This is a genomic window from Streptomyces sp. NBC_00654, from assembly GCF_026341775.1.
In the GTDB taxonomy this organism is placed as follows: Bacteria; Actinomycetota; Actinomycetes; order Streptomycetales; family Streptomycetaceae; genus Streptomyces.
In genome coordinates this window covers 2,047,621-2,069,972 of sequence record NZ_JAPEOB010000002.1, presented here as the reverse complement: position 1 = coordinate 2,069,972, position 22,352 = coordinate 2,047,621, and the positions used below count along the sequence as shown (strand labels likewise).

Annotated in this window: 17 protein-coding genes; 11 read left to right on the top strand and 6 right to left on the bottom strand. The window is 71.7% G+C overall.

The features are described 5' to 3' along the window. Window positions 1-2,091 (bottom strand): YhgE/Pip domain-containing protein, encoded by a 2,091-nt coding sequence (locus tag OHA98_RS29460; RefSeq protein ID WP_266929910.1) that lies wholly within the window; start codon window positions 2,089-2,091, stop codon window positions 1-3. Continuing rightward, on the bottom strand, window positions 2,063-2,803 hold the full coding sequence (locus tag OHA98_RS29455) for an ATP-binding cassette domain-containing protein (RefSeq protein ID WP_266929909.1): 741 nt from the start codon (window positions 2,801-2,803) through the stop codon (window positions 2,063-2,065). Before OHA98_RS29455 ends, OHA98_RS29460 begins: the two co-directional genes overlap by 29 nt. A gap of 194 nt (window positions 2,804-2,997) precedes the next feature. On the opposite strand from OHA98_RS29455, the gene OHA98_RS29450 reads away from it, so the two are divergent. The 3 genes from OHA98_RS29450 (at window position 2,998) to OHA98_RS29440 (ending at window position 5,093) form a co-directional block, all read left to right on the top strand. After that, window positions 2,998-3,525 (top strand): SAV_6107 family HEPN domain-containing protein, encoded by a 528-nt coding sequence (locus OHA98_RS29450; protein WP_266929907.1) that lies wholly within the window; start codon window positions 2,998-3,000, stop codon window positions 3,523-3,525. A 103-nt stretch (window positions 3,526-3,628) separates the two neighbouring features. Beyond that, window positions 3,629-4,387, top strand: coding sequence for a methyltransferase (locus tag OHA98_RS29445; protein WP_266929905.1), 759 nt, complete (start codon window positions 3,629-3,631; stop codon window positions 4,385-4,387). Between the two features lie 301 nt (window positions 4,388-4,688). Beyond that, on the top strand, window positions 4,689-5,093 hold the full coding sequence (locus OHA98_RS29440) for a DUF3040 domain-containing protein (RefSeq protein ID WP_266929903.1): 405 nt from the start codon (window positions 4,689-4,691) through the stop codon (window positions 5,091-5,093). A 319-nt stretch (window positions 5,094-5,412) separates the two neighbouring features. On the opposite strand, the gene OHA98_RS29435 is transcribed toward OHA98_RS29440, so the two are convergent. The 4 genes from OHA98_RS29435 to OHA98_RS29420 form a co-directional block, all read right to left on the bottom strand. Further along, on the bottom strand, window positions 5,413-7,833 hold the full coding sequence (locus OHA98_RS29435) for a DUF3488 and transglutaminase-like domain-containing protein (protein WP_266929901.1): 2,421 nt from the start codon (window positions 7,831-7,833) through the stop codon (window positions 5,413-5,415). Then, a complete protein-coding gene (locus OHA98_RS29430) occupies window positions 7,830-9,203 on the bottom strand; it encodes a DUF58 domain-containing protein (protein ID WP_266929899.1) in 1,374 nt (457 codons plus the stop codon). The genes OHA98_RS29435 and OHA98_RS29430 overlap by 4 nt, the downstream gene beginning before the upstream one ends. Next, window positions 9,203-10,252 carry a MoxR family ATPase gene (locus tag OHA98_RS29425; protein WP_266929897.1) on the bottom strand — a complete coding sequence of 350 codons (1,050 nt, stop codon included), beginning with the start codon at window positions 10,250-10,252 and terminating at the stop codon, window positions 9,203-9,205. Before OHA98_RS29425 ends, OHA98_RS29430 begins: the two co-directional genes overlap by 1 nt. A 225-nt stretch (window positions 10,253-10,477) precedes the next feature. After that, a complete protein-coding gene (locus tag OHA98_RS29420) occupies window positions 10,478-11,041 on the bottom strand; it encodes a carbonic anhydrase (RefSeq protein WP_266929895.1) in 564 nt (187 codons plus the stop codon). Window positions 11,042-11,479: 438 nt separating this feature from the next. Here OHA98_RS29420 and rsmH point away from each other — a divergent pair, with 438 nt between their 5' ends. The 8 genes from rsmH (at window position 11,480) to ftsW (ending at window position 22,351) form a co-directional block, all read left to right on the top strand. Further along, window positions 11,480-12,445: a 16S rRNA (cytosine(1402)-N(4))-methyltransferase RsmH gene (gene rsmH, locus OHA98_RS29415; RefSeq protein ID WP_266929893.1), complete on the top strand. Its 966-nt coding sequence runs from the start codon at window positions 11,480-11,482 to the stop codon at window positions 12,443-12,445. 97 nt (window positions 12,446-12,542) lie between these two features. After that, the gene (locus OHA98_RS29410; protein ID WP_266929892.1) at window positions 12,543-13,100 is read left to right on the top strand and encodes a septum formation initiator family protein; all 558 of its coding nucleotides are present in this window, start codon (window positions 12,543-12,545) and stop codon (window positions 13,098-13,100) included. Window positions 13,101-13,104: 4 nt separating this feature from the next. Then, window positions 13,105-15,117 (top strand): penicillin-binding protein 2, encoded by a 2,013-nt coding sequence (locus OHA98_RS29405; RefSeq protein WP_266929890.1) that lies wholly within the window; start codon window positions 13,105-13,107, stop codon window positions 15,115-15,117. Between the two features lie 187 nt (window positions 15,118-15,304). Continuing rightward, window positions 15,305-16,897 (top strand): UDP-N-acetylmuramoyl-L-alanyl-D-glutamate--2,6-diaminopimelate ligase, encoded by a 1,593-nt coding sequence (locus tag OHA98_RS29400; protein ID WP_266929888.1) that lies wholly within the window; start codon window positions 15,305-15,307, stop codon window positions 16,895-16,897. Between the two features lie 4 nt (window positions 16,898-16,901). After that, on the top strand, window positions 16,902-18,323 hold the full coding sequence (gene murF, locus OHA98_RS29395; RefSeq protein WP_266929886.1) for a UDP-N-acetylmuramoyl-tripeptide--D-alanyl-D-alanine ligase: 1,422 nt from the start codon (window positions 16,902-16,904) through the stop codon (window positions 18,321-18,323). Continuing rightward, on the top strand, window positions 18,320-19,390 hold the full coding sequence (mraY, locus tag OHA98_RS29390) for a phospho-N-acetylmuramoyl-pentapeptide-transferase (RefSeq protein ID WP_266929884.1): 1,071 nt from the start codon (window positions 18,320-18,322) through the stop codon (window positions 19,388-19,390). The genes murF and mraY overlap by 4 nt, the downstream gene beginning before the upstream one ends. Further along, window positions 19,372-20,814, top strand: coding sequence for a UDP-N-acetylmuramoyl-L-alanine--D-glutamate ligase (gene murD, locus OHA98_RS29385; protein WP_266929882.1), 1,443 nt, complete (start codon window positions 19,372-19,374; stop codon window positions 20,812-20,814). The genes mraY and murD overlap by 19 nt, the downstream gene beginning before the upstream one ends. A 76-nt stretch (window positions 20,815-20,890) precedes the next feature. Beyond that, the gene (ftsW, locus tag OHA98_RS29380) at window positions 20,891-22,351 is read left to right on the top strand and encodes a putative lipid II flippase FtsW (RefSeq protein ID WP_266929880.1); all 1,461 of its coding nucleotides are present in this window, start codon (window positions 20,891-20,893) and stop codon (window positions 22,349-22,351) included. The last annotated feature ends 1 nt before the right edge of the window (window position 22,352 follow it).

Below are 22,352 nucleotides of genomic sequence, written 5' to 3'. Positions count from 1 at the left end.
TCACAGGCTCAGCTCCGGATGCAGCCGGGCCGGCGTCCACACCTGCTTGCGGCGTGCGGAGAGCGCGGTCAGGACCAGCGCGCCCGCGGTGAAGACGATCAGCACGGCGCAGCCCTGCCACACCGGGCCGAGGCCGCCGCCCGTGATCAGTCTGCGCAGCGCGTCGACGACGTAACTCATCGGCAGATAGGGGTTGATGGCACCGAAGAATCCGGGACTGGTCTCGACGGGATACGTCCCTCCGGCCGAGGTCAGCTGGAGCATCAGCACCGCCAGGACCAGGATCCGTCCGGCCGCTCCGAAGCGGGCGTTCAGCCACTGGATGATCGCGGCGAAGCAGCAGGTGACCAGGGCCAGGAAGCCGATCGTCCCGGCCGCGTGGGCCATCTGCAGGCCGAGGCCCCAGTGCAGGACGGACATCAGCGCGGCGACCTGGAGCAGGCCGATCGAGGCGACCGGCAGCCAGCCGGCGAAGGCGATCCGCCAGGCGGAGGCCCCGGCGGCGAGCGCCCGCCGGTTGAGCGGCTGGATCAGCATGTACGCCACCATCGCGCCGACCCAGAGGGAGAGCGGGATGAAGTAGGGGGCGAAGCCCGTGCCGTAGTTCGGGGCCGCGTGCAGCGACTCGGATGCCAGCTGCACGGGGTCGGCCATCACGCCCGTACGTGTGTCGCGGTCCTTCTTGTCGTAGTCGGGGATCTTGCCGACACCGTCGTTCAGCCCCTGGGCGAGCGTGGCCGACCCGTCGCCGAGCCGGTACAGCCCGCCGTCCAGGTTGTCCGCGCCCGTCTTGAGCTTGCCGACCCCGGTGTCCAGGTCGGCGGACCCGGTCCTGGCCGTACCGAGTCCGGTGTGGAGGTCGTCGGCGCCCTTGGCGACCTTGTGGGCACCGGTGTTGAGCGCGTTGATCTTCGAGACGGCGGACTTCAGGTCGGTGTCCAGTGTCGGGGAGCGCTCGGCGAGCGCGTCGGCCTGCTTCTGCAGGGTGGCCAGCTGTCCGCGCAGCTTCTTCAGGTCGCCGTTCTGGGGCGTGACCATGGCGTTCACGTCGTCCGCGACCTTCGCGACATCGGCCGCCGCGGTCCTGGCCCGCTTCAGCGGGGGACAGACCGTCGGGTCGTCGGGGAGCGGCTGCTCCTCGCACCGGGTGCGGTAGACCTCGGCGAGGTCGTCGGAGGCCGTGCGGGCGGCGCTCGCCGCGGTGGGGGCGGCCTCCACGAGCAGGCCGAGGTTGTCGCGCACGGTCTGCGAGGAGTCGGCGACCAGCCGGGCGGTGTCACCGATCGCCCGTCCGTTGTCCTTGAGGAACGGCCGTACGTCGGTGGCGATGCCGTTGACCTTGTCGGCGAGCGCCTGGGTGCCGTCGGCGACCTGCCGGGAACCCGCTTCGAGATCGCTCGCGCCCTGGTCGAGCGTGACGATGCCGTCGGACAGCCGCTTGCTGCCCGCCTTGGAGTTCTTGAGGCCGTCCGCGAGGTCCTTCGAACCCTTCTTGGCCTGGGAGATGCCGCCCTTGAGGTCGTCGGCGCCCTTGGCCGCCTTGGCGGTCTCACCGTGGAGGTCGGAGAAGTTGATGAAGATCCGGTCCAGGAAGCCCCTTGAGGCGTTCGTGGACGCCGCCGTGCGCACCTCGGAGAACACCGAGCGGGAGATCTGCCCGACGATGTAGTTGTTGGCGTCGTTCGTCCGCACCTGGAGGGCGCCGGTCTCGGGGGAGTCCCCGCCGCTGGACGAGATCCGCTCGCTGAAGTCGGACGGCATGGTCAGCGAGAGGTAGTACGTCCCGTCCTCGACGCCCTTGAGGGCCTCGGCGGAACTCACCTCGTGCCACTCGAAGACCTCGGAGTCGCGCAGCTTGCCGGTGATCTCGTCACCGGCCGAGACCCGTTCGCCCGAGGCGCTCGTCCCCTTGTCCTCGTTGACCAGGGCCACGGGCAGCTTGTCGAGGCGGCCGTAGGGGTCCCAGAACGAACACAGGTACAGGGCGCCGTACAGCAGGGGCAGCAGCAGAATCGCCACCAGCGCGGCCATCGGCAGCTTCCCCCTGCCGAACCGCTTCAGCTCAAGCGCGGCCAGTCTCGGCGAACGCATCGGCCGTCCTCTCTTCCGTGGTGCCGGTACGCACGACGAGTGCGTCCTCGGGGGCGTCGCTGCACACGGCGAGCACTGTCGTTCCCGCGTCCGCGACCGAACGCAGCAGTTCCCAGGCCTCGGCGCGCCCGGCGTCGGAGAGCTTGAGATCGGTGTCGTCGACGGCGAGCAGCCGGGGCCTGCCGATCAGGGCCAGCGCGACGGACAGCCGCAGCGCCTCCAGCCGCTCCAGGTCCCGTACGGAGGTCCGGCCCGCCTTGGGCAGGGCGGCGGGGTCGAGTCCGGCGCGGTCCAGCGCCTCGTCGATCCGGGCCCGCGCCGATGCGGCGCGTTCGGCGCGCGGGCGGAGCAGGGCGCGCAGGGAACCGTCGTAGCGGCGCTGGAGCAGGGCCCGCTCCCGCAGGTGCTCCGCGACGGTGAAGGCGGGGTCGAGCTCGCTGACCCCGGGGACCGGGCCCAGGGCGCTGATCCTGCGGACGGCGGCCGCCTTGCCCGGCAGGCGCAGACCGCCGGTCTCCGCGTGGCCCTCGGTGGGGCGCATCCGGCCGGTGAGCGCGAGCAGCAGGCAGGTGCGGCCCGAGCCGGACGGTCCCTCGATCGCGACGAGCGAACCGGGATCGGCGTCGAACGCCACCCCCCGGAACACCCAGCCACGCGGTCCCCTGAGTCCGAAGTCCTCGGCGCCGACGGCCGCGCCGTACGGGCTGTCCACAGATTCTCCCCTGATCCTCTGGTGCTCGGACGATCTTTTTAGACTGACTGGTCAGTGCAAAAAACTAGCCCGAACTCGCACTCGAATGCAAAAGACCAGGTCAGGGGTGGTTTCGACGGCATTGTCAGTGGGGGCCGTCACGATGGATACATACGGCCACGGAGCCGTCACACGACGACAGCAGGAGGTTCGTCATGGCCAGCTCGTCCGCAGCCGCCGCCCCGCGGCGCCGCACAGTCAGCCCTGCACCCTCACTGACCGGTCCGCCAAGCGATGTCCACCCCGTACCGCGCCGCACCACGGCACCGCCGGCCGCTCTCGATCTGCTCGCCAAAGCCCGCACCGGCCTGGAGGAGGCCGCCGTTCTCGACGTTCCGAACGAGCGGTACGCCACCGCCCACCTCGCCGCCCTGCGCGCCGCCGCCGCCGTCCTCGCGGCCCGGGGCCGGCCCGAAACGAACAAGCGCCGTCGCGAGCGCATCCGCAGCGCCTGGGAGGTCCTCCCGGAAATAGCACCCGAACTCACCGAGTGGAGCGCCCTGTTCGCCTCCGGAGCCGCCCGCCGGGCGCGTGCCGAAGCGGGGATGCCGGGCGCGGCCGGCAGCCGTGACGCCGATGATCTGCTGCGCGACGCGGCGATGTTCCTGCGCCTGGTCGAACGCCTGCTGGTGCTCCAGCCGGTCCTCCCGCAGCCGAGAAGGGAGCGGCCCGACGCTGGGTGACCGGGGCGGCGGTGCGAGGCAATAGGGTGGAGAGCACCTGTAGTCACCTGCACTGTTCACGCTCCGCCGTCAGTGGCGGCACCGTGCCGAGGAGTCATCTGCCGTGTCGGACCAGCTGCGCCCCCGCGCCTCCCTCCGTACTGCCGTGGTCTGGGAGGTGCTCAAGGACGCTCTTGACCGCCAGGCCGAGGCGAGCGGCAAGGATGCCCTGGATGTCCTGGACACCGGCGGCGGCACCGGGAATTTCGCGGTGCCCGCCGCCCGGCTCGGCCACCGGGTCACGGTCGTCGACCCCAGCCCCAACGCGCTCTTCGCGCTGGAGCGCCGCGCCGCCGAGGCCGGGGTCGCCGACCGGGTCCGGGGAGTCCAGGGCGACATCCTCGGGCTGTTCGACGTGGTGGAGCGCGGCGGCTTCGACGCGGTGCTCTGCCATGGCGTCCTGGAGTACGTGGACGAGCCCGCCGAGGGCGTACGCAACGCGGTGGACGCGCTCCGCCCGTCCGGTGCGCTCAGCCTGCTCGCCGCGGGGCTCGGCGGGGCCGTTCTGGCCAGGGCGCTCGCCGGGCACTTCACCGAGGCCCGGCAGGCGCTCACGGACCCGGCGGGCCGCTGGGGCGAGGGTGACCCGGTGCCGCGCCGGTTCACCGCCGAGCAGCTCTCCGGCCTGGTCTCCGGCGCGGGCCTGGAGGTCGGGGCCGTCCACGGTGTGCGGGTCTTCGCCGACCTCGTACCGGGCGTCCTGGTGGACACCGAACCGGGTGCCGTGGACGCTCTGCTCAAGCTGGAGGCGGCGGTGGCCGAGCTGCCGGCCTTCCACTCGGTCGCGACCCAGCTGCACGTTCTGGGCGAGAAGCGCGCCTGAGGGTGGCGGGGACGTGGCCGGAGCACGGCCGCAGACCCACCGGAGCGCGGCTGATCAGCAACGCAGCCGCAGACGGAGTACTGCCCAGGACCCCCGTACGGCGCCCGCGCCCCGTATGATCGGGTGACACCATCCGGCATGACGGATCGGATGTCGGGGAATCTACGCCTCAGCAGCCGAGCCGACATGGCGGTCCGGAGTGGCTAAACGCTAGAGGGCGGGTTTCACGGGGGCGAATCCCTGCCTATCCTGGAAGGGCCGCATACCGGTCGCCCCCGCGGCCGACGACGAGGAGGACTCCGTGCCGCTCTCGGAGCACGAGCAGCGAATGCTCGAGCAGATGGAGCGAGCGCTGTACGCCGAAGATCCCAAGTTCGCTACAGCGCTTGAGGGAAGCGGGCTGCGTACGTACACCCGGCGACGGGTCTACCAGGCGGTCGCTGGCTTTCTGGTGGGTATCGCGCTCCTCATGGCCGGAATGGTCGCGCAGCAGATCTGGATCAGCGTGGTGGGGTTCCTCGTCATGCTCGGCTGCGCCGTGCTCGCGGTCACCGGGTGGCGCAAAGCGCCCAAACCCGGCGAACAACAGCAGGAAGCCGCAGGGAGCGGGGGCAGTGGCGCACGCCGACAGCCCCGGCAGCGCCGGTCGATGATGAACCGCATCGAGCAACGGTGGCAGCGCCGCCGCGACGAACAGGGCCAATAGCAGCTCCCGACTTCCGGAAGTCGTTTCCGGGATCGGGCTGAGAACTTAACGCGCGACTCTGATGGGTGAGGGGCGGCCGCATTTCTGCGGCCGCCCCTCACGTGTGCGCAACCATAGGCCGCAGCCGCAGCCGCAGCCGCAGCCGCAGCCGCAGCCGCAGTGGGAGCGGGAGCCCGGAGCGGGAGCCGCAGCGAGAGCCCGGAGCGGGGGCCACCGTCCCGCCCGTCGTGGGCACGGACGGCTCCCGGCCGGCCCGCCCGGTCAGGCGGACCGGCCGGGAGGGCCGACCAGGAGGGCCGACCAGAAGAGCCGACCGGGGTCAGCCGTGCTGGCGCGTCGGTCTGCGCAGCCTGCCGGTCCAGCGGCCACGGCCCGGCCGGTTCGCCCAGCGGTCGCGGAGCGCCGCCCGGCGATCCGCCACCGCCCACACCACCCGGACGGCGGAGCGGGGCGCGAGCGTCGCACGGAGCCGTGCGGCGCGGCCCGCGGCCGCCCGCAGACCCGCCCGCACTGCCGTCGCGTCCTCGGCGAGACCGGTGACCGGCCGGGGCCGCGGTGCGTAGAGCGCCTGTTCCACCGAATCCGCCACCCGGTGCACCGCCGCGGCGGCGGTGGGATCGAGACGGCCCAGGCGCACGATCCGCGCCGCGGCCTTGCGCGGGGTCAGCGACTCGTCCGGCACGATGCCGTGGTCCCACGCCGAATCGATGATCTCCCGCCAGGCCGCCAGGATTCTGGCCGTCGCGTCCGCAGCCGTCCGGCCGCCGGACGAACCCAGCCTCCGGTTACGGGCCCGGATCCGCCAGAGCAGCGGCAGCAGGGGCACCACCAGCACCAGCACCGCCCCGAGAATCCCCAGGGCCACCGTGCCCGCGGGAGTCCCCGGATCGGCGGGACCCGCCGCGCCGGGGACCGCCGAGGCGCCGCACTCACCCTGGCGGCGCAGCTGCGCCGGGCAGCTCTCCGAGGCGGACGGCGCGGCCGCCGGGGCGGCCGAGTCGCTCGTGGACGGCTGTACCGGATCCTCCGTGTCGCCCGAAGGGGTGTCGGGCCGGGTGTACGCCGGGGCGCTGCCCCGGGTCGGGGTGGGCTCGAACCGGGTCCAGCCCACACCCTCGAAGTACAGCTCGGGCCAGGCGTGCGCGTCCCGCAGCCCGACCGAGGACGCGCCGTCCGCCTGGAACGTGCCCGGCGTGAAACCCACCGCGACCCGGGCCGGGATGCCCAGCGTCCGGGCCATCGCGGCCATCGAGAACGAGAAGTGGACGCAGAAGCCCTGCTTGTCCCTGAGGAAGCGGGCTATCGCCGTCGAGCCGGTCCCCGAACTGACCGTCGTGTCGTAGGTGAAGCCGCCCGAGAAGGAGAACCAGTCCTGCAGCTTCACGGCTCGTTCGTAGTCGTTGGCCGCGCCCGCGGTGACCTTCCGGGCGGTCTCGTCCACCACGTCCGGCAGCGAACCGGGCAGTCGCGTGTACTCCCGCGCCAGCGCCTTCGGCGGCGGGCCCGCGGCGGCGAGCTGTGCCGCTGTCGGCTCGATGATCAGGCTGCCGGCCTCGTACTGCGCACCGCGCGTCGTCTGGCCGGCGTCACCGACGAGGGTGCGGCCCTCGGGCTCGTACCGCCATCGCCCGCCGACCTCGACCTCGGTCGCCGGGTAGGGGAGCGGCAGATAGGTCTGCTGGTACGAACGGGACGCCGAGATGTTCGTCCTGATCTCGGTGACCGCCACATCGGGGCTCAGCCCGGTGGGTTCCGGCAGACGTTCCGGCACGTCCTTCAGCCGGCGGGTCGACGAGCGCCACTCGCTTCCGGTGAACTCGTCCAGGGCCAGGATCCGCAGATAGAGGTCCTGCGGGTTCCGGGCGTTGGTGCGGTACGTCATCACCTCCCGGTTCTCCGGCTGGTTGAGGTTGTTCTGGAGCGAGACCAGCGGGTTCACCGCGGAGATGGTGCCGCCGCCGCTGCCCTTGCCGTTCCCGTTGCCCGTGCCGCTCAGCAGGCCGCCGTCGAGCGCGGGCAGCGTGGCGGGAACGACCAGGGCGATGCCCAGTGCCACGGCGCCGATGCGCCGCCCCGTGCGGACCGGAGCCGTGGCCCCGCCACCCTGGCCGGTGAGCCCGGCGAGACCGTCGGCGGACCGGGCGGTGCCGCCGAAGACCCGCCCCCACTGGGAGAGCCGGTCCCGGCCCTCGGCCAGCAGGAGCAGCAGATAGCCGCAGGCGGCGAGCAGGAACCACAGCCAGCTCGCCCCGCCCTCGGCCAGTCCCGCGGCGACCGAGTACAGCGCGAGCAGCGGCAGCCCGGCCGGGGCGGCGCTGCGGAAGGTCACCGCGAGGGCGTCCACGGCGAGCCCGATCAGCAGCACCCCGCCGACCAGCAGCAGCCGGATTCCGTCGGTCATCGGAGCCGGAATCGCATACGTGCCGACATCGTCGGCGCCCGCCGTCAGCAGTTCCCCGAGCCGCTGGACGGCCTGCGGGCCCGGCAGGACACCGAACAGCGCGTGATCCCTGGCGAACACCACGGTCAGCAGCAGCAGGGTGACCAGGGCCTGGACGGCGACCGTCAGCGACCTGGCCAGCGGTACCCGGCGGGAGAGCGCGCCCGCCCCGCTCTGGAACGCCAGCAGCAGTGCCGCCTGCGGCAGCCATCCCTTCGTGCCCACCAGCGGCAGCAGGGCGCCCGCCGCCGTCAGCGTCGCCGCGAAGGCGCACAGCGTCAGCCGGGTCCGCCCGCTCATGACCATCCCCCTGAGAAACCTGTCGTACCGCCGCTCCCGGCGGACTGGGTGTCGGCGCGCAGCTGCCCCGCCTGCTGCCACAGCCGGGCGAGGTCCGTGCGGGGCGGTACCGGCACCGCGATCCAGCCGGCCTCGCGCAGCGGCCGCAGCCGCTCGTCCGCGTCGGTGCTCCCCGGCCCGTCCCCACCGTGTCCCCAGTCCGCGCTGTCCAGGACGAACGCGACGGCCGCGCCGCTGCGCTGCCGCATACGGGCCGCCACCGCGGCCTGCTTCTCGTCGATGTCGCCGAAGAAGGCGATCAGCAGTCCTTCGTTGCCGCCGCGCAGCACGTCGTACGCGGGCGAGAGGCCTTCGCCGTCGGACTGGCCGATGACCGCGAGGGTGTCCAGCATCAGGCCCGCCGAGTCCGCGGACTCCTGGGTCGAACCGGCGAAACCGTCGGGGCCCTCGCCGGGTACGGAATCCCCGGTGTCCGTCAGCAGCCGTACCGCGAAGCCCCGCTCCAGCATGTGCACCAGCGCGGACGCCGCCCCCGAGACCGCCCACTCGAACGCCGAGTCGGGCCCGGCGCCCCGGTAGCCGCTGCGCCGGGTGTCCAGCAGCACCGTGCATCTGGCCCGCTGCGGCTGTTCCTCGCGCCTGACCATCAGCTCGCCGTAGCGCGCGGTGGACCGCCAGTGGACCCGGCGCAGATCGTCGCCGTGCCGGTAGCCGCGCGGGATGACGTCGTCCTCACCGGCCAGGGCCAGTGAGCGCTGCCGTCCGTCGCCGTACCCCGAGGCCTCACCGGCGAGCCGCAGCGTCGGCAGCGGTTCGGTACGGGGGATCACGATCAGCGTGTCGTAGGCACTGAAGGACCGGGTCAGCTCGCACATGCCGAAGGGGTCGCTGAGCCGCAGCTGCAGCGGCCCCAGCGGATAGCGCCCGCGCAGGTCGGACCTGACCTTGTAGGACACCTCGCGGATGCCGCCCGCCTCCACCCGGTCCAGCACGAAACGGGGCCGGGGGCCCAGTACGTACGGCACCCGGTCCTGGAGCATCAGGAGCCCGGTGGGCACTCGGGACACATTGTCCATCCGCAGATGCACCCGCGCCTCGGAACCGGCGGTCACCCGGGACGGCGACAGCCGCCGGCTGCCCGCGACCCGGTAGCGGGTGCGGTGGAGCACCGTCACGGAGACCAGCGGCAGCACGGCGAGCAGCAGTCCGACCCGCAGCAGGTCGCCCTGGCCCAGCACATAGGCGCAGATCGCGGCGGCCACCCCGGCGGCGAGGAAGGACCGCCCCCGGGTGGTCAGCCCGCTCAGGGCCGCCCGCAGACCGCCCCGGTCGTCGCCGTCGTCCGCGGCACCGGGCTGCCCGGCGGCCATCACAGCCGCCGGGCGCCGGGCTGCTGCTGGCCGTACACCGGGCGGCCCTGCTGGGGCTGCCGCACCGGGCCGGCCGCGCCGCCGGCCGATGTCGGCACGGGGGTGCGCTGGAGGATCTCCAGCACCACCTGTTCCGCCGTGCGGCGGTTCAGCTGGGCCTGTGCGGTGGGCAGCAGACGGTGCGAGAGCACCGGCGCCGCGAGTGCCTGCACATCGTCCGGCAGCGCGTAGTCGCGCCCGCTCAGCGCGGCGGAGGCCTTCGCGGCGCGCAGCAGATGCAGGGTCGCGCGCGGTGAGGCCCCGAGTCTGAGGTCCGGGTGGTGACGGGTGGCCCCCACCAGCTCCACCGCGTACCGCCGGACGGCGTCGGCGACGTGGACCGTGCGCACCGCGTCGATCAGCTTCACGATGTCGTGGGCGTGTGCCACCGGCTGGAGGTCGTCCAGCGGCGAGACACCGCCGTGCACGTCGAGCATCTGCAGCTCGGCCTCCGGGCTGGGGTAGCCGATGGAGACCCGGGCCATGAACCGGTCGCGCTGGGCCTCGGGCAGCGGATAGGTGCCCTCCATCTCCACGGGGTTCTGGGTGGCCACCACCATGAACGGGTCGGGCAGCTCGTACGTCTGCCCGTCGATGGTGACCTGGCGCTCCTCCATCGACTCCAGCAGCGCGGACTGGGTCTTCGGCGACGCGCGGTTGATCTCGTCGCCGATCACGATCTGGGCGAAGATGGCGCCCGGTTTGAACTCGAACTCCCGCCGCTGCTGATCGAAGATGGACACACCGGTGATGTCCGACGGCAGCAGGTCCGGTGTGAACTGGATGCGCCGCACCGAGCAGTCGATGGACCGCGCCAGCGCCTTGGCCAGCATCGTCTTGCCGACCCCGGGGACATCCTCGATGAGGAGATGTCCTTCGGCGAGCAGCACGGTCAGCGAAAGCCGTACGACCTCAGGCTTACCCTCGATCACACCCTCCACCGACCTGCGCACCCGCTCCGCTGTGGTGGTCAGATCCGTAAGGCTCGCTCGATCGTCATAGGTCGTCACCCGGCCCTCCTCGGCCCTTTGTGCACGGGCCGGTGCGCGTTTCTGCCCCGGCCCACCCCGAAATACGCACACCGCACCGGAAGACCCGGGGAGATGTCACACCCGCATTCTTGTTGCCGTTACCGCTTCGTGTCACTCGCCTGTGGATAAGTGGGTGCGATATGTCGGGTGTTGCCGGGGTTTCGGTGCTCCGAGTGCCGGGCCGGAACGGAGCGCAGCGGCAGGTCAGGCGGTGGGGAGGATCTCGCGCAGCAGGCCGGTGGTGACATCGAAGACGAAGCCGCGGATGTCGTCGGTGTGCAGCAGGAACGGCGAGGTGCGGACGCGCTGCATCGACTGGCGTACGTCCTGGTCGGCGTCCGAGTAGGCCTCCACCGCCCAGACCGGCCGCTGGCCGACCTCGTGCTCCAGCTCCTGCCGGAAGCCCTCGGTGAGCGATTCGAGGCCGCAGTTGGTGTGGTGGATCAGTATGACGCTGCGGGTGCCGAGCGCCCGCTGGCTGATGGTGAGCGAGCGGATCACATCGTCGGTGACCACGCCGCCCGCGTTGCGGATGGTGTGGCAGTCGCCGAGTTCGAGGCCGAGCGCGTCGTGCAGGTCGAGGCGGGCGTCCATGCAGGCGACCACGGCCACGTGCAGTACCGGACGGGCGTCCATGCCGGGGTCGGTGAACTCGTCGGCGTACCGGGCGTTCGCCGCGACCAGGCGGTCGGTGACCGTGCCGTCGGCGCGGGCCGCGCCCGGGAGGGTCGTCAGGGGCTCGGCGGGGGAGTGCGCGGAAGTCGACATGGAGATGACGTTAGTACTGATGGCAGGCCGGAGCCTGCTGTGGGAGCGGACAAAGAACGTCAATGAGGCTTGTTGTGAGGTAACCCACAAGCCTCACATGGATGCGTCCTTCCGGGTGAGTCCGGGGGGTCTCGGCGGACGGTGCGACGCGCTGCCCGGTTCGTTGATCGGGAATCGATCGAATGGCAGGGTGGACTAAAGTGACGCGAAGTTACCGACACAGCCCGCACATTCTGCGCACTCCGTAGATTTCTGCGTGTTCCGTACGTTCCGCATTTTCCGCATTTCCCCCCGTATCGTGCGGTGTACGTGCGGCCCGGCCCTCTCCCGCTCCGGTCGGCCGACGCCACTTCCCCGGCGCCGGCGGACCTCCCCTTCCGAGCGGGCGGGGACCAGGGCGCATGTACAGCCACGCGGGACTGAGCCTGAGAGGGCGCATTGAGCCAGACCCGACACGTCCCGGTGATGCTCCAGCGATGCCTGGACCTGTTGGCCCCGGCTCTGGACACCCCGAGTCCCCAGACACCGGTGGTCGTCGACTGCACCCTCGGCCTCGGAGGCCACAGCGAGGCACTGCTCTCCGCCTTCCCCACCGCCCGGCTGATCGCCCTGGACCGGGACAAGGAGGCGCTGCGGCTCTCCGGCGAGCGGCTCGCCCCGTACGGCGACCGGGCCACCCTGGTGCACGCGGTCTACGACGAGCTCCCGGAGGTGCTGGCCCGGCTGGGCATCCCCAAGGTCCAGGGCGTGCTGTTCGACCTGGGCGTCTCCTCCATGCAGCTGGACGAGGCGGACCGCGGGTTCGCGTACGCCCAGGACGCCCCGCTCGACATGCGCATGGACCAGACGACCGGCATCGGTGCCGCCGAGGTCCTCAACACCTACCCGCCGGGCGAACTGGTCCGGATCCTGCGCGCGTACGGCGAGGAGAAGCAGGCCAAGCGGATCGTCTCCGCCATCGTGCGCGAGCGCGACAAGGAGCCCTTCAGCAACAGCGCCAGGCTCGTCGAGCTGATCCGCGACTCGCTGCCGCAGGCCGCCAAGCGGACCGGCGGCAACCCGGCCAAGCGCACCTTCCAGGCCCTGCGCATCGAGGTCAACGGCGAACTGAGTGTCCTGGAGCGGGCCGTCCCGGCCGCTGTGGGGAGCCTCGCGGTCGGCGGCCGTATCGCCGTCCTGTCCTACCACTCGCTGGAGGACCGGCTGGTCAAGCAGGTCTTCGCCGCCGGTGCCGCCAACACCGCGCCCCCCGGACTGCCCGTCGTCCCCGAGCGCTACCAGCCCCGGCTGAAGCTGCTCACCCGGGGCGCGGAGCTGCCCACGGAGGAGGAGGTCGCCGAGAACCGGCGTGCCGCACCCGCCCGGCTGCGCGGTGCCCAGCGCATCCGCGAGGAGGAGCGATGAGCGCTCCGGCAGCGGTATCAGCGGCAAGGGCAAAGGCAGCGGCAGCGGCGGAGCTGCCGGTCGGCGCACCGGCCGGCGGAGGCCCGGGAGGAACGGGGTGAGCAAGCCGGCCGCGCAGTTGAAAGGGCGGGCCGGACGGCTCGCCCGGCTGATGCCGTCGGGGCCCAGCAACGCGGCCCGCACCCCCTTCGTCCTGCTGGTGGTCCTGCTCCTGGGCGGCGGCCTCATCACGCTTCTCCTGCTGAACTCCGCGCTGAACGAGGGCTCGTTCAGGCTGAGCGAGCTCAGGCGCGAGACCACCGAACTCACCGACGAGCAGCAGGCCCTCCAGCGCGACGTCGACGGCTACTCCCAGCCCGACGCACTGGAACGGCGCGCCCGGGAACTCGGCATGGTCCCCGGCGGCAGTCCCGCCTTCCTCGACCCGGACGGCACCGTCCGGGGCGTCCCCGCGGAAGTCACCGCCGAGCCGTCCCCGCCCCCCGAGCCGACGCCCGGGACCGGCGAGCCCGGCACCCCGGCCGCCCCCTCGGACAGCGCATCGCCGGGCGCCACACCCCATCCCCCCGGTTCCGCGCGGCCCGAGCCCGGAACAGAGAACGCGCCGCCCACCGCGGCGACCCCGAGCCCGACCCCGACGAGCCCAGGCAGGTGACGCAGTGCCGCCCAAGGAACCGCCGCACCGCCGCGTGCCCGGCCCCGCGCGCCCGCGCGGCAGCGGCAACGGAGCGGGCGGCTCCGGCCGCCCCCGGTCCACCGCGCACCCCGAGGGCAGGCGTCCGCGCCCGTCCGCCCGGCGGCCCGGCAACACGACGGCCCGCGGCCGCACCCCGCGCTCGCTGCGCCTGGGCAGCCCCCGTCCCCGGCTGCGCCTGGTGGGCCTCGGCCTGACGGCCGTCATGCTGGTCTTCGTGGCCCGGCTGTTCCAGGTCCAGGCCGTCGACGCCGGCGCGTACGCGGCCAAGGCCGACAAGAACCGTTACCAGGAGTACACGGTGGCCGCGGAGCGCGGCGAGATCACCGACCGCAGGGGCATCGCCCTGGCCACCAGTGTCGACGCGCACGACATCACCGCCGACCCCAAGATGTTCACCCCCGAGGACAGCAAGGCTCCCGACGCGCCGCAGCAGGCGGCAGCCCTTCTCGCGCCGATCCTCGGCAAGGACGTCGAGGAGCTGACCAGGAAGTTGTCGACGCCCGAGAGCCGCTACACCGTGCTGGCCCAGCGGCAGACCCCGCAGGTCTGGAAGCAGATCAAGGACCTCAAGTCGGTCTTCGCGGAGAAGGCGGCCGAGGACCGGGCCAACGGCGGCCCGGGGGTCAATGTGCTCGCCGGTGTCCTCCAGGTGCCGACCACCAAGCGGGTCTATCCCAACGGCGACCTCGCCGCCGGGATACTGGGATTCGTCAGCGCCGACGGCAAGGGCGGCGGCGGACTCGAATCGCAGCTGGACAAGCAGCTGGCGGGCGAGGACGGCACGATCAGGTACGCCCAGTCGGGCGGCCGCAGGGTGCCCACCGCGGGTGCCCGGGAGATCCCCGCCGTCCCCGGCTCCGACATCGAGCTCACCATCGACCGGGACATCCAGTGGGCCGCGCAGCGCGCCATCGCCGACCAGGTGAAGAAGTCCAAGGCCGACCGCGGCTATGTGATCGTCCAGAACACGAAGACCGGCGAACTGCTGGCCATGGCCAATGCCCCCGGCTATGACCCGAACGACCTCTCGCAGGTCGACGGGGCTGCCCTGGGCAACGCGGCCCTCCAGGACGTGTACGAACCCGGCTCCACCAGCAAGGTCATGTCCATGGCGGCCGTGTTGGAGGAAGGCGTCGCCACGCCCGGCACGCATGTCACGGTCCCCAACCGGCTGCACCGCGGCGACCGGCTCTTCAAGGACGACATCGACCACCCCACCTGGTACCTGACGCTCAACGGCGTACTGGCCAAGTCCAGCAACATCGGCACCATCCTGGCCACCGGACAGCTCGGCGAGACCCAGGCCGAGGCCAACAAGGTCCTCCACTCGTATCTGCGCAAGTTCGGACTCGGCAGCGAGACCGGGCTGAACTACCCCGGCGAGTCGCCCGGCATTCTGGCGAAGCCGGAGGACTGGTCGACCTCGCAGCAGTACACGATCCCGTTCGGCCAGGGCCTCTCGCTCAACGCCGTACAGGCCGCGTCGGTCTACTCCACGATCGCCAACGGCGGGGTACGGGTCGCCCCCACTCTCGTACGCGGGACCAAGGGCTCCGACGGCCGCTACACCGCGTCCCCGGCGCCCGAGCAGAACCGGGTGGTCAGCGAGAAGACCGCCAACACGCTGGCGGCCATGCTGGAGTCCGTCGTCGGCGACGAGGAGGGCACCGGGACCAAGGCCAAGATCCCCGGCTACCGGGTCGCGGGCAAGACCGGCACCGCCAACCGCGTCGACCCGGTACGCGGCGTCTACAAGGGCTACACCGCCTCCTTCGCGGGCTTCGCGCCCGCCGACAATCCGCAGATCACCGTCTACTGCGCGATCCAGAACCCCACCCGGGGCAGCTACTTCGGCGGCCAGATCTGCGGGCCGATCTACAAACAGGTCATGGAGTTCGCGCTGAAGACGCTCCAGACCGCACCGTCCGGCAGCGAGCCCGCCCGGCTGCCGGTGTCCTTCAAGCCCGGCGAGTGACAAAGGGGGGTGCGCGAGCACACCCCCGAGGGAAGACCCAGTGACAACCATCACCCCCGATCCCGGGAACCGGAACGAGATCTACCGCAACCCGGGTCCCTCGCTTCGCGAGAGGCCGGGTCAGCCCGGTACGCTCACCGCCGTGCCCCACGCTGATCAGTCTCAAACCACCCAGAAGGACGCGCCTGTGACTTATCCGGGAGCGCCCCGACCGGACCGGCTCCGGCCGACTTCCCTCGGCGAGCTGGCGGCCCGGCTCGGCCTCGAAGCACCGCAGGCCGGCGAGGTCACGGGAATCACCCACGACTCACGGGCGGTGCGGCCCGGTGATGTGTACGCGGCCCTGCCCGGTGCCCGCTTCCACGGCGCCGACTTCGCCGCCCAGGCCGCCGGTCTCGGCGCCGCCGCGGTCCTCACCGACCCGGCGGGCGCCGAACGGGCCGCCGCCACCGGACTCCCGGTGCTGGTCACCGAGGACCCGCGCGGCCGGATGGGCGAACTCGCCGCCGAGATCTACGGGCGGCCGGGCGTCGGCCTGCTCCAGATCGGCATCACCGGAACCTCCGGCAAGACCACCACCGCGTACCTCGTCGAGGGCGGGCTGCGCGGCGCCGGCCGCAGCACCGGGCTGATCGGCACCGTCGAGATGCGGATCGGCGACGAGCGCATCAAGTCCGAGCGCACCACCCCCGAAGCCACCGACCTCCAGGCACTGTTCGCCGTCATGCGCGAACGCGGCGTCGAGGCGGTCGCGATGGAGGTCTCCAGCCACGCCCTGGTGCTCGGCCGGGTCGACGGCTGTGTCTTCGACGTCGCGGTCTTCAACAACCTCAGCCCGGAACACATGGAGTTCCACACCGGCATGGAGGACTACTTCCAGGCCAAGGCGCAGCTGTTCACCCCGCTGCGCAGCCGGCTGGGAGTCGTGAACTTCGACGACGAGTACGGCCGCAGGCTGATCACGGAGGCATCCGTCCCGGTCGTCAGCTTCTCCGCCGAGGGCCACCCGGACGCCGACTGGCACGCCGAGGACGTCGAAGTCGGGCCGCGGGACAGCACCTTCACGGCAATCGGCCCCCAGGGCGAGCGGATCACGGCCAGGGCCCCTCTGCCCGGCCCGTTCAACGTCGCCAACACCCTCGCCGCCATCGTCACGCTGGCCGTCGCGGGCATCGACCCGCAGACCGCCGCCGACGGCGTCGCGGCCGTCCCGGGCGTTCCCGGCCGGCTGGAGCGGGTGGACGCCGGACAGCCCTATCTGGCGGTCGTCGACTACGCGCACAAGACCGACGCCGTCGAATCGGTCCTGCGCTCGCTGCGCAAGGTCACCGAGGGCCGGGTGCACATCGTGCTCGGCTGCGGCGGCGACCGCGACACGACCAAGCGCGGCCCGATGGGCGCCGCCGCGGCCCGCCTGGCCGACACCGCCGTACTGACCTCCGACAACCCCCGCTCCGAGGACCCCCTCGCGATCCTCGCCGCGATGCTCTCGGGCGCCGCCGAGGTGCCCGTCCACGAGCGCGGCGACGTCCTGGTCGACGCCGACCGGGCCGCGGCCATCGCCGCCGCGGTCGCCCGTGCCGAGCCCGGCGACACCGTCCTCGTCGCGGGCAAGGGACACGAGCAGGGCCAGGACATCCACGGGGTGGTGCGGCCCTTCGACGACCGCCTCGTTCTGCACGCAGCCATCGCACGGTCCCTGGGGCGCCACAGCGCCGATGACGCGTCCCCGAGCGTCACGGACCGCGCCCCTCACCACGAGAACAACAGTCAGGGATGACCCAGTGATCGCCCTTTCCCTCGCCGAGATCGCCGAAATCGTCGGCGGGCAGCCGCACGACATACCGGATCAGGCAGTCGTCGTCGACGGGCCCGTCGTCATCGACTCCCGAGAAGTGGCGCAAGGCAGCCTGTTCGCCGCGTTCAGCGGAGAGCGGACCGACGGCCACGACCACGCGCAGCGCGCCGTCGAGGCGGGCGCGGCAGCAGTGCTCGCCGCCCGCCCCGTCGGTGTTCCGGCGATCGTCGTGGACGACGTCGAAGCCGCGCTCGGCACGCTCGCACGCGCCGTCGTGGAGCGCCTCGACGCCACCGTCGTCGCCCTCACCGGCTCCGCCGGCAAGACCTCCACCAAGGACCTGATCGCCCAGATCCTCCAGCACCGGGCCCCCACCGTGTGGACGCCGGGCTCCTTCAACAACGAGATCGGCCTGCCGCTCACCGCGCTGAGCGCCACGCGGGAGACCCAGCACCTGATCCTGGAGATGGGTGCCCGCGGCGTCGGCCACATCCGCTACCTCGCCGGTCTCACCCCGCCGCGCATCGGACTGGTGCTCAACGTCGGCACCGCCCACATCGGCGAGTTCGGCAGCCGCGAGGCCATCGCGCTGGCCAAGGGCGAACTGGTCGAGGTCCTCCCCGAGGACGGCGCCGCCGTCCTCAACGCCGACGACCCCCTCGTACGCGCCATGGCCTCCCGCACGAAGGCCCGGGTACTCCTCTTCGGAGAGGCCGCGGATGCGGACGTACGGGGCGAGAAGGTCCGGCTCACCGAGGACGGACGGCCCGCTTTCGAGCTCCACACACCCACCGGGTGCAGCGACGTGACCTTGCGCCTGTACGGTGAGCACCACGTGTCGAACGCGCTCGCCGCGGCCGCCGTCGCCCATGAGTTGGGCATGTCCGTGACTGAGATCGCCGAGGCGCTCTCCGGAGCGGGCACCCTCTCCCGCTGGCGCATGGAGGTCACCGAGCGTCCGGACGGTGTGACGGTCGTCAATGACGCCTACAACGCGAACCCCGAATCCATGAGAGCCGCACTGCGTGCGCTGGCTGCCATGGGCAAGGCCCCCCGGGCCGGCGGGGGACGCACCTGGGCGGTGCTCGGTCCGATGGCCGAGCTCGGCGAGGCGTCGCTCGCCGAGCACGACGCGGTCGGACGGCTCGCCGTCCGGCTCAACGTCAGCAAGCTCGTCGCAGTCGGAGGAAGAGAAGCCTCCTGGCTGCAACTGGGCGCATATAACGAGGGTTCGTGGGGTGAGGAGTCGGTGCACGTGTCCGACGCACAGGCGGCCGTCGACCTGTTGCGCAGTGAACTGCGCCCGGGAGACGTCGTGCTGGTGAAGGCGTCCCGGTCGGTCGGCCTGGAGAAGGTCGCCCTGGCACTGCTGGAGAACTCGACCGAGGGCGAGGTCGCCGGCCGATGAGGCAGATCCTCTTCGCGGGGGCCATAGGGCTCTTTCTGACCCTGGTCGGTACCCCGCTGCTGATCAAGCTCCTGGCCCGCAAGGGATACGGGCAGTTCATCCGCGACGACGGCCCGCGCAGCCACGGCAGCAAGAAGGGCACGCCCACCATGGGCGGCATCGCCTTCATCCTGGCGACGATCATCGCGTACATCCTGGCGAAGGTGATCACCGGCGAGGAGATGCGCTTCTCCGGTGTCCTCGTCCTGTTCCTGATGGCCGGGATGGGTCTCGTCGGCTTCCTCGACGACTACATCAAGATCGTCAAGCAGCGTTCGCTGGGTCTGCGGGCCAAGGCGAAGATGGCCGGTCAGCTGATCGTCGGCATCGCCTTCGCGGTGCTCTCGCTCCAGTTCGCCGACTCCAGCGGCAACACCCCCGCCTCCACCCGGCTCTCGTTCGTCGAGGACTTCGGCTGGTCGATCGGCCCGGTGATGTTCTGCGTCTGGGCGCTGTTCATGATCCTCGCGATGTCCAACGGCGTGAACCTGACGGACGGTCTGGACGGTCTGGCCACCGGTGCCTCGGTGATGGTCTTCGGTGCCTACACCTTCATCGGTCTCTGGCAGTTCCAGGAGTCCTGCGCCAACGCGGACACCCTGACCAACCCCAGCGCCTGTTTCCAGGTACGCGACCCGCTCGACCTCGCCGTGGTGGCCTCCGCCCTCATGGGCGCGTGCTTCGGCTTCCTGTGGTGGAACACCTCACCCGCCAAGATCTTCATGGGTGACACCGGTTCGCTCGCCCTCGGCGGTGCGCTGGCCGGGCTCGCGATCTGCTCCCGTACGGAGTTCCTGCTCGCCATCCTCGGCGGCCTCTTCGTGATGATCACCATGTCCGTGGTCATCCAGGTCGGTTCGTTCAAGATGACCGGCAAGCGGGTCTTCCGGATGGCACCGCTCCAGCACCACTTCGAACTCAAGGGGTGGTCCGAAGTCCTTGTCGTGGTCCGCTTCTGGATCATCCAGGGCATGTGCGTGATCGTCGGCCTCGGCCTCTTCTACGCAGGATGGGCAGCCAAGAAGTGAGCAACGTGGACTGGCAGGGCAAGCGCGTCACGGTGGCCGGACTCGGTGTCAGCGGAATCCCCGCCGCCCGTGTCCTGCACGGACTCGGGGCGCTCGTCACCGTCGTCAACGACGGGGACGACGAGCGCAGCCGTATCCAGGCGGCCGGACTGGAGGCGCACGGCATCACCGTGCGCCTCGGCGACGGCGCGACCCTGCCCGAGTCCACCGAGCTCATCGTGACCGCCCCCGGCTGGAAGCCGGACAAGCCGCTCTTCCTGGCAGCCGCCGAGGCGGGCGTCCCCGTCTGGGGCGACGTCGAACTCGCCTGGCGGCTGCGCGGGCTGAACGGCAAGGAGCCCGCCCCCTGGCTGGCGGTCACCGGCACCAACGGCAAGACCACCACCGTACGGATGCTCGCCTCGATCCTCGGCGCCGCGGGGCTGCGCACCGCGGCCGTCGGCAACATCGGGGTCTCGCTGCTGGACGCGGTGCTCGGCGACGAGACGTACGACGTGCTCGCCGTCGAGCTGTCCAGCTACCAGCTGCACTGGGCGCCCTCGGTACGCGCCCACTCCGCGGCCGTGCTCAACCTGGCCCCGGACCACCTCGACTGGCACGGCTCCATGGAGGCGTACACCGCCGACAAGGGCCGGATCTACGAGGGCAACACCGTCGCCTGCGTCTACAACGCCGCGGACCCGGCCACCGAGCACCTGGTGCGCGAGGCCGATGTCGAGGAGGGCTGCCGTGCCATCGGCTTCACCCTCGGCGCCCCCGGCCCCTCGCAGCTCGGAGTGGTCGACGGCATCCTCGTCGACCGGGCCTACGTGGCGAACCGGCAGAAGCAGGCGCAGGAGCTCGCGGAGGTCGGCGACATCGACCCGCCCGCCCCGCACAACATCGCCAACGCCCTCGCGGCCGCCGCGCTGGCCCGCGCCTTCGGGGTCGGGCCCGCGGCGGTACGCGACGGACTGCGGGCCTTCCGCCCGGACGCCCACCGCATCGAGCATGTGGCGGACGTCGGCGAAGTCGCCTACATCGACGACTCCAAGGCCACCAACACCCACGCCGCCGAGGCCTCCCTCGCGGCGTACGACCCGGTTGTCTGGATCGCCGGGGGCCTCGCCAAGGGCGCCACGTTCGACGGACTGGTGGCCGGTGCGGCCAAGCACCTGCGGGGTGCCGTGCTGATGGGTGCCGACCGGGCGCTGATCCGCGAAGCCCTGGCGCGACACGCCCCCGAGGTACCGGTGGTCGACCTCGACCGGACCGACACTGGGGCGATGTCCGAGGCGGTCGGGGAGGCGGCACGGCTCGCCCGGCCGGGCGACACCGTACTGCTGGCACCGGCCTGCGCCTCGATGGACATGTTCACCAACTACAACAAGCGGGGCGAGGCGTTCGCGGACGCGGTCCGCGCACTCGCCGACGAGCGCGACTGACGGGCCCGGCCACCGTCGCCACGGGCCCCGGGCCCGGCACCGGTCCCGGGCACGAACAGTGGAGGGGACAGCGACAATGCCGGCCGACGAGAGCTCCGCCGCGCGCCGACCGGAGCGCGTACGCGCGACCGCGGCGGTCAGCCGGGCGCTCATCCCGCACCTCCTGGCCCGGCCCGCCCCGGCGGGCCCTGTGCCGCCCGTGGGCCTCGTGCTGCGCGGCCGGCCCACCACGGCCTCACGACGGCCCCCGGCGCCCCGTGGGGGTGGCCGTGGCGGCGGCTCAGGAGGCTCCGGCGGCCTGCTCCGCGGCCCGCGCAGGGTCTACGAACAGGCGCGCCGGGCCTGGGACCGGCCGCTGACGGCGTACTACCTGATCCTGGGCTCCAGCCTGCTGATCACCGTGCTCGGGCTCGTGATGGTCTACTCCGCCTCGATGATCAAGGCGCTGGACATCGACAGGCCCGCGACGTACTTCTTCCGCAAGCAGTTCCTCGCCGCCGTCATCGGCGCCGCACTGATGCTGCTCGCCGCCAGGATGCCCGTCAAGCTCCACCGGGCGCTCGCCTACCCGCTGCTGATGGGCACCGTCTTCCTCATGGTGCTGGTCCAGGTGCCGGGGATAGGGATGTCGGTCAACGGCAACCAGAACTGGATCTATCTGGGCGGTCCCTTCCAGCTCCAGCCCAGCGAGTTCGGCAAACTCGCGCTCATCCTGTGGGGCGCCGACCTGCTGGCCCGCAAACAGGACAAACGCCTGCTGACGCAGTGGAAACACATGCTCGTCCCGGTCGTCCCGGTCGCCTTCATGCTGCTCGGACTGATCATGCTCGGCGGCGACATGGGAACTGCGATCATTCTCACTGCGATCCTGTTCGGGCTGCTCTGGCTGGCGGGCGCGCCCACCCGGCTGTTCGCCGGGGTGCTCGGCTTCGCAGCCGTCATCGGATTCCTGCTGATCAAGACCAGCCCGAACCGCATGGCCAGGCTCGAATGCACGGCGTTCAGCAACCCCGGCCCGGAGGCCTCCTGCTGGCAGGCCATACACGGTATCTACGCTCTGGCGTCCGGCGGATGGTTCGGTTCCGGGCTGGGCGCGAGTGTGGAAAAATGGGGTCAACTGCCTGAACCACACACCGACTTCATCTTCGCGATCACCGGTGAGGAACTGGGTCTGGCAGGGACGCTGTCGGTGCTCGCCCTGTTCGCGGCTCTAGGCTATGCGGGTATCCGCGTGGCCGGACGCACGGAGGACCCCTTCGTGAGGTATGCCGCGGGAGGTGTGACCACCTGGATCACGGCGCAGGCCGTGATCAACGTCGGTGCGGTGCTCGGTCTGCTGCCGATCGCCGGGGTCCCGCTCCCGCTGTTCTCCTACGGAGGGTCGGCTCTGCTGCCGACCATGTTCGCTGTCGGGCTGATGATCGCCTTCGCGCGAGATGATCCCGCCGCGAAAGCGGCCCTGGCCATGCGGAGGCCCGGGGTGAGATGGAAGACGATGAGACGGCGCGTCAAGAAGCGTCCGTCCGGAGAGCGGTGAA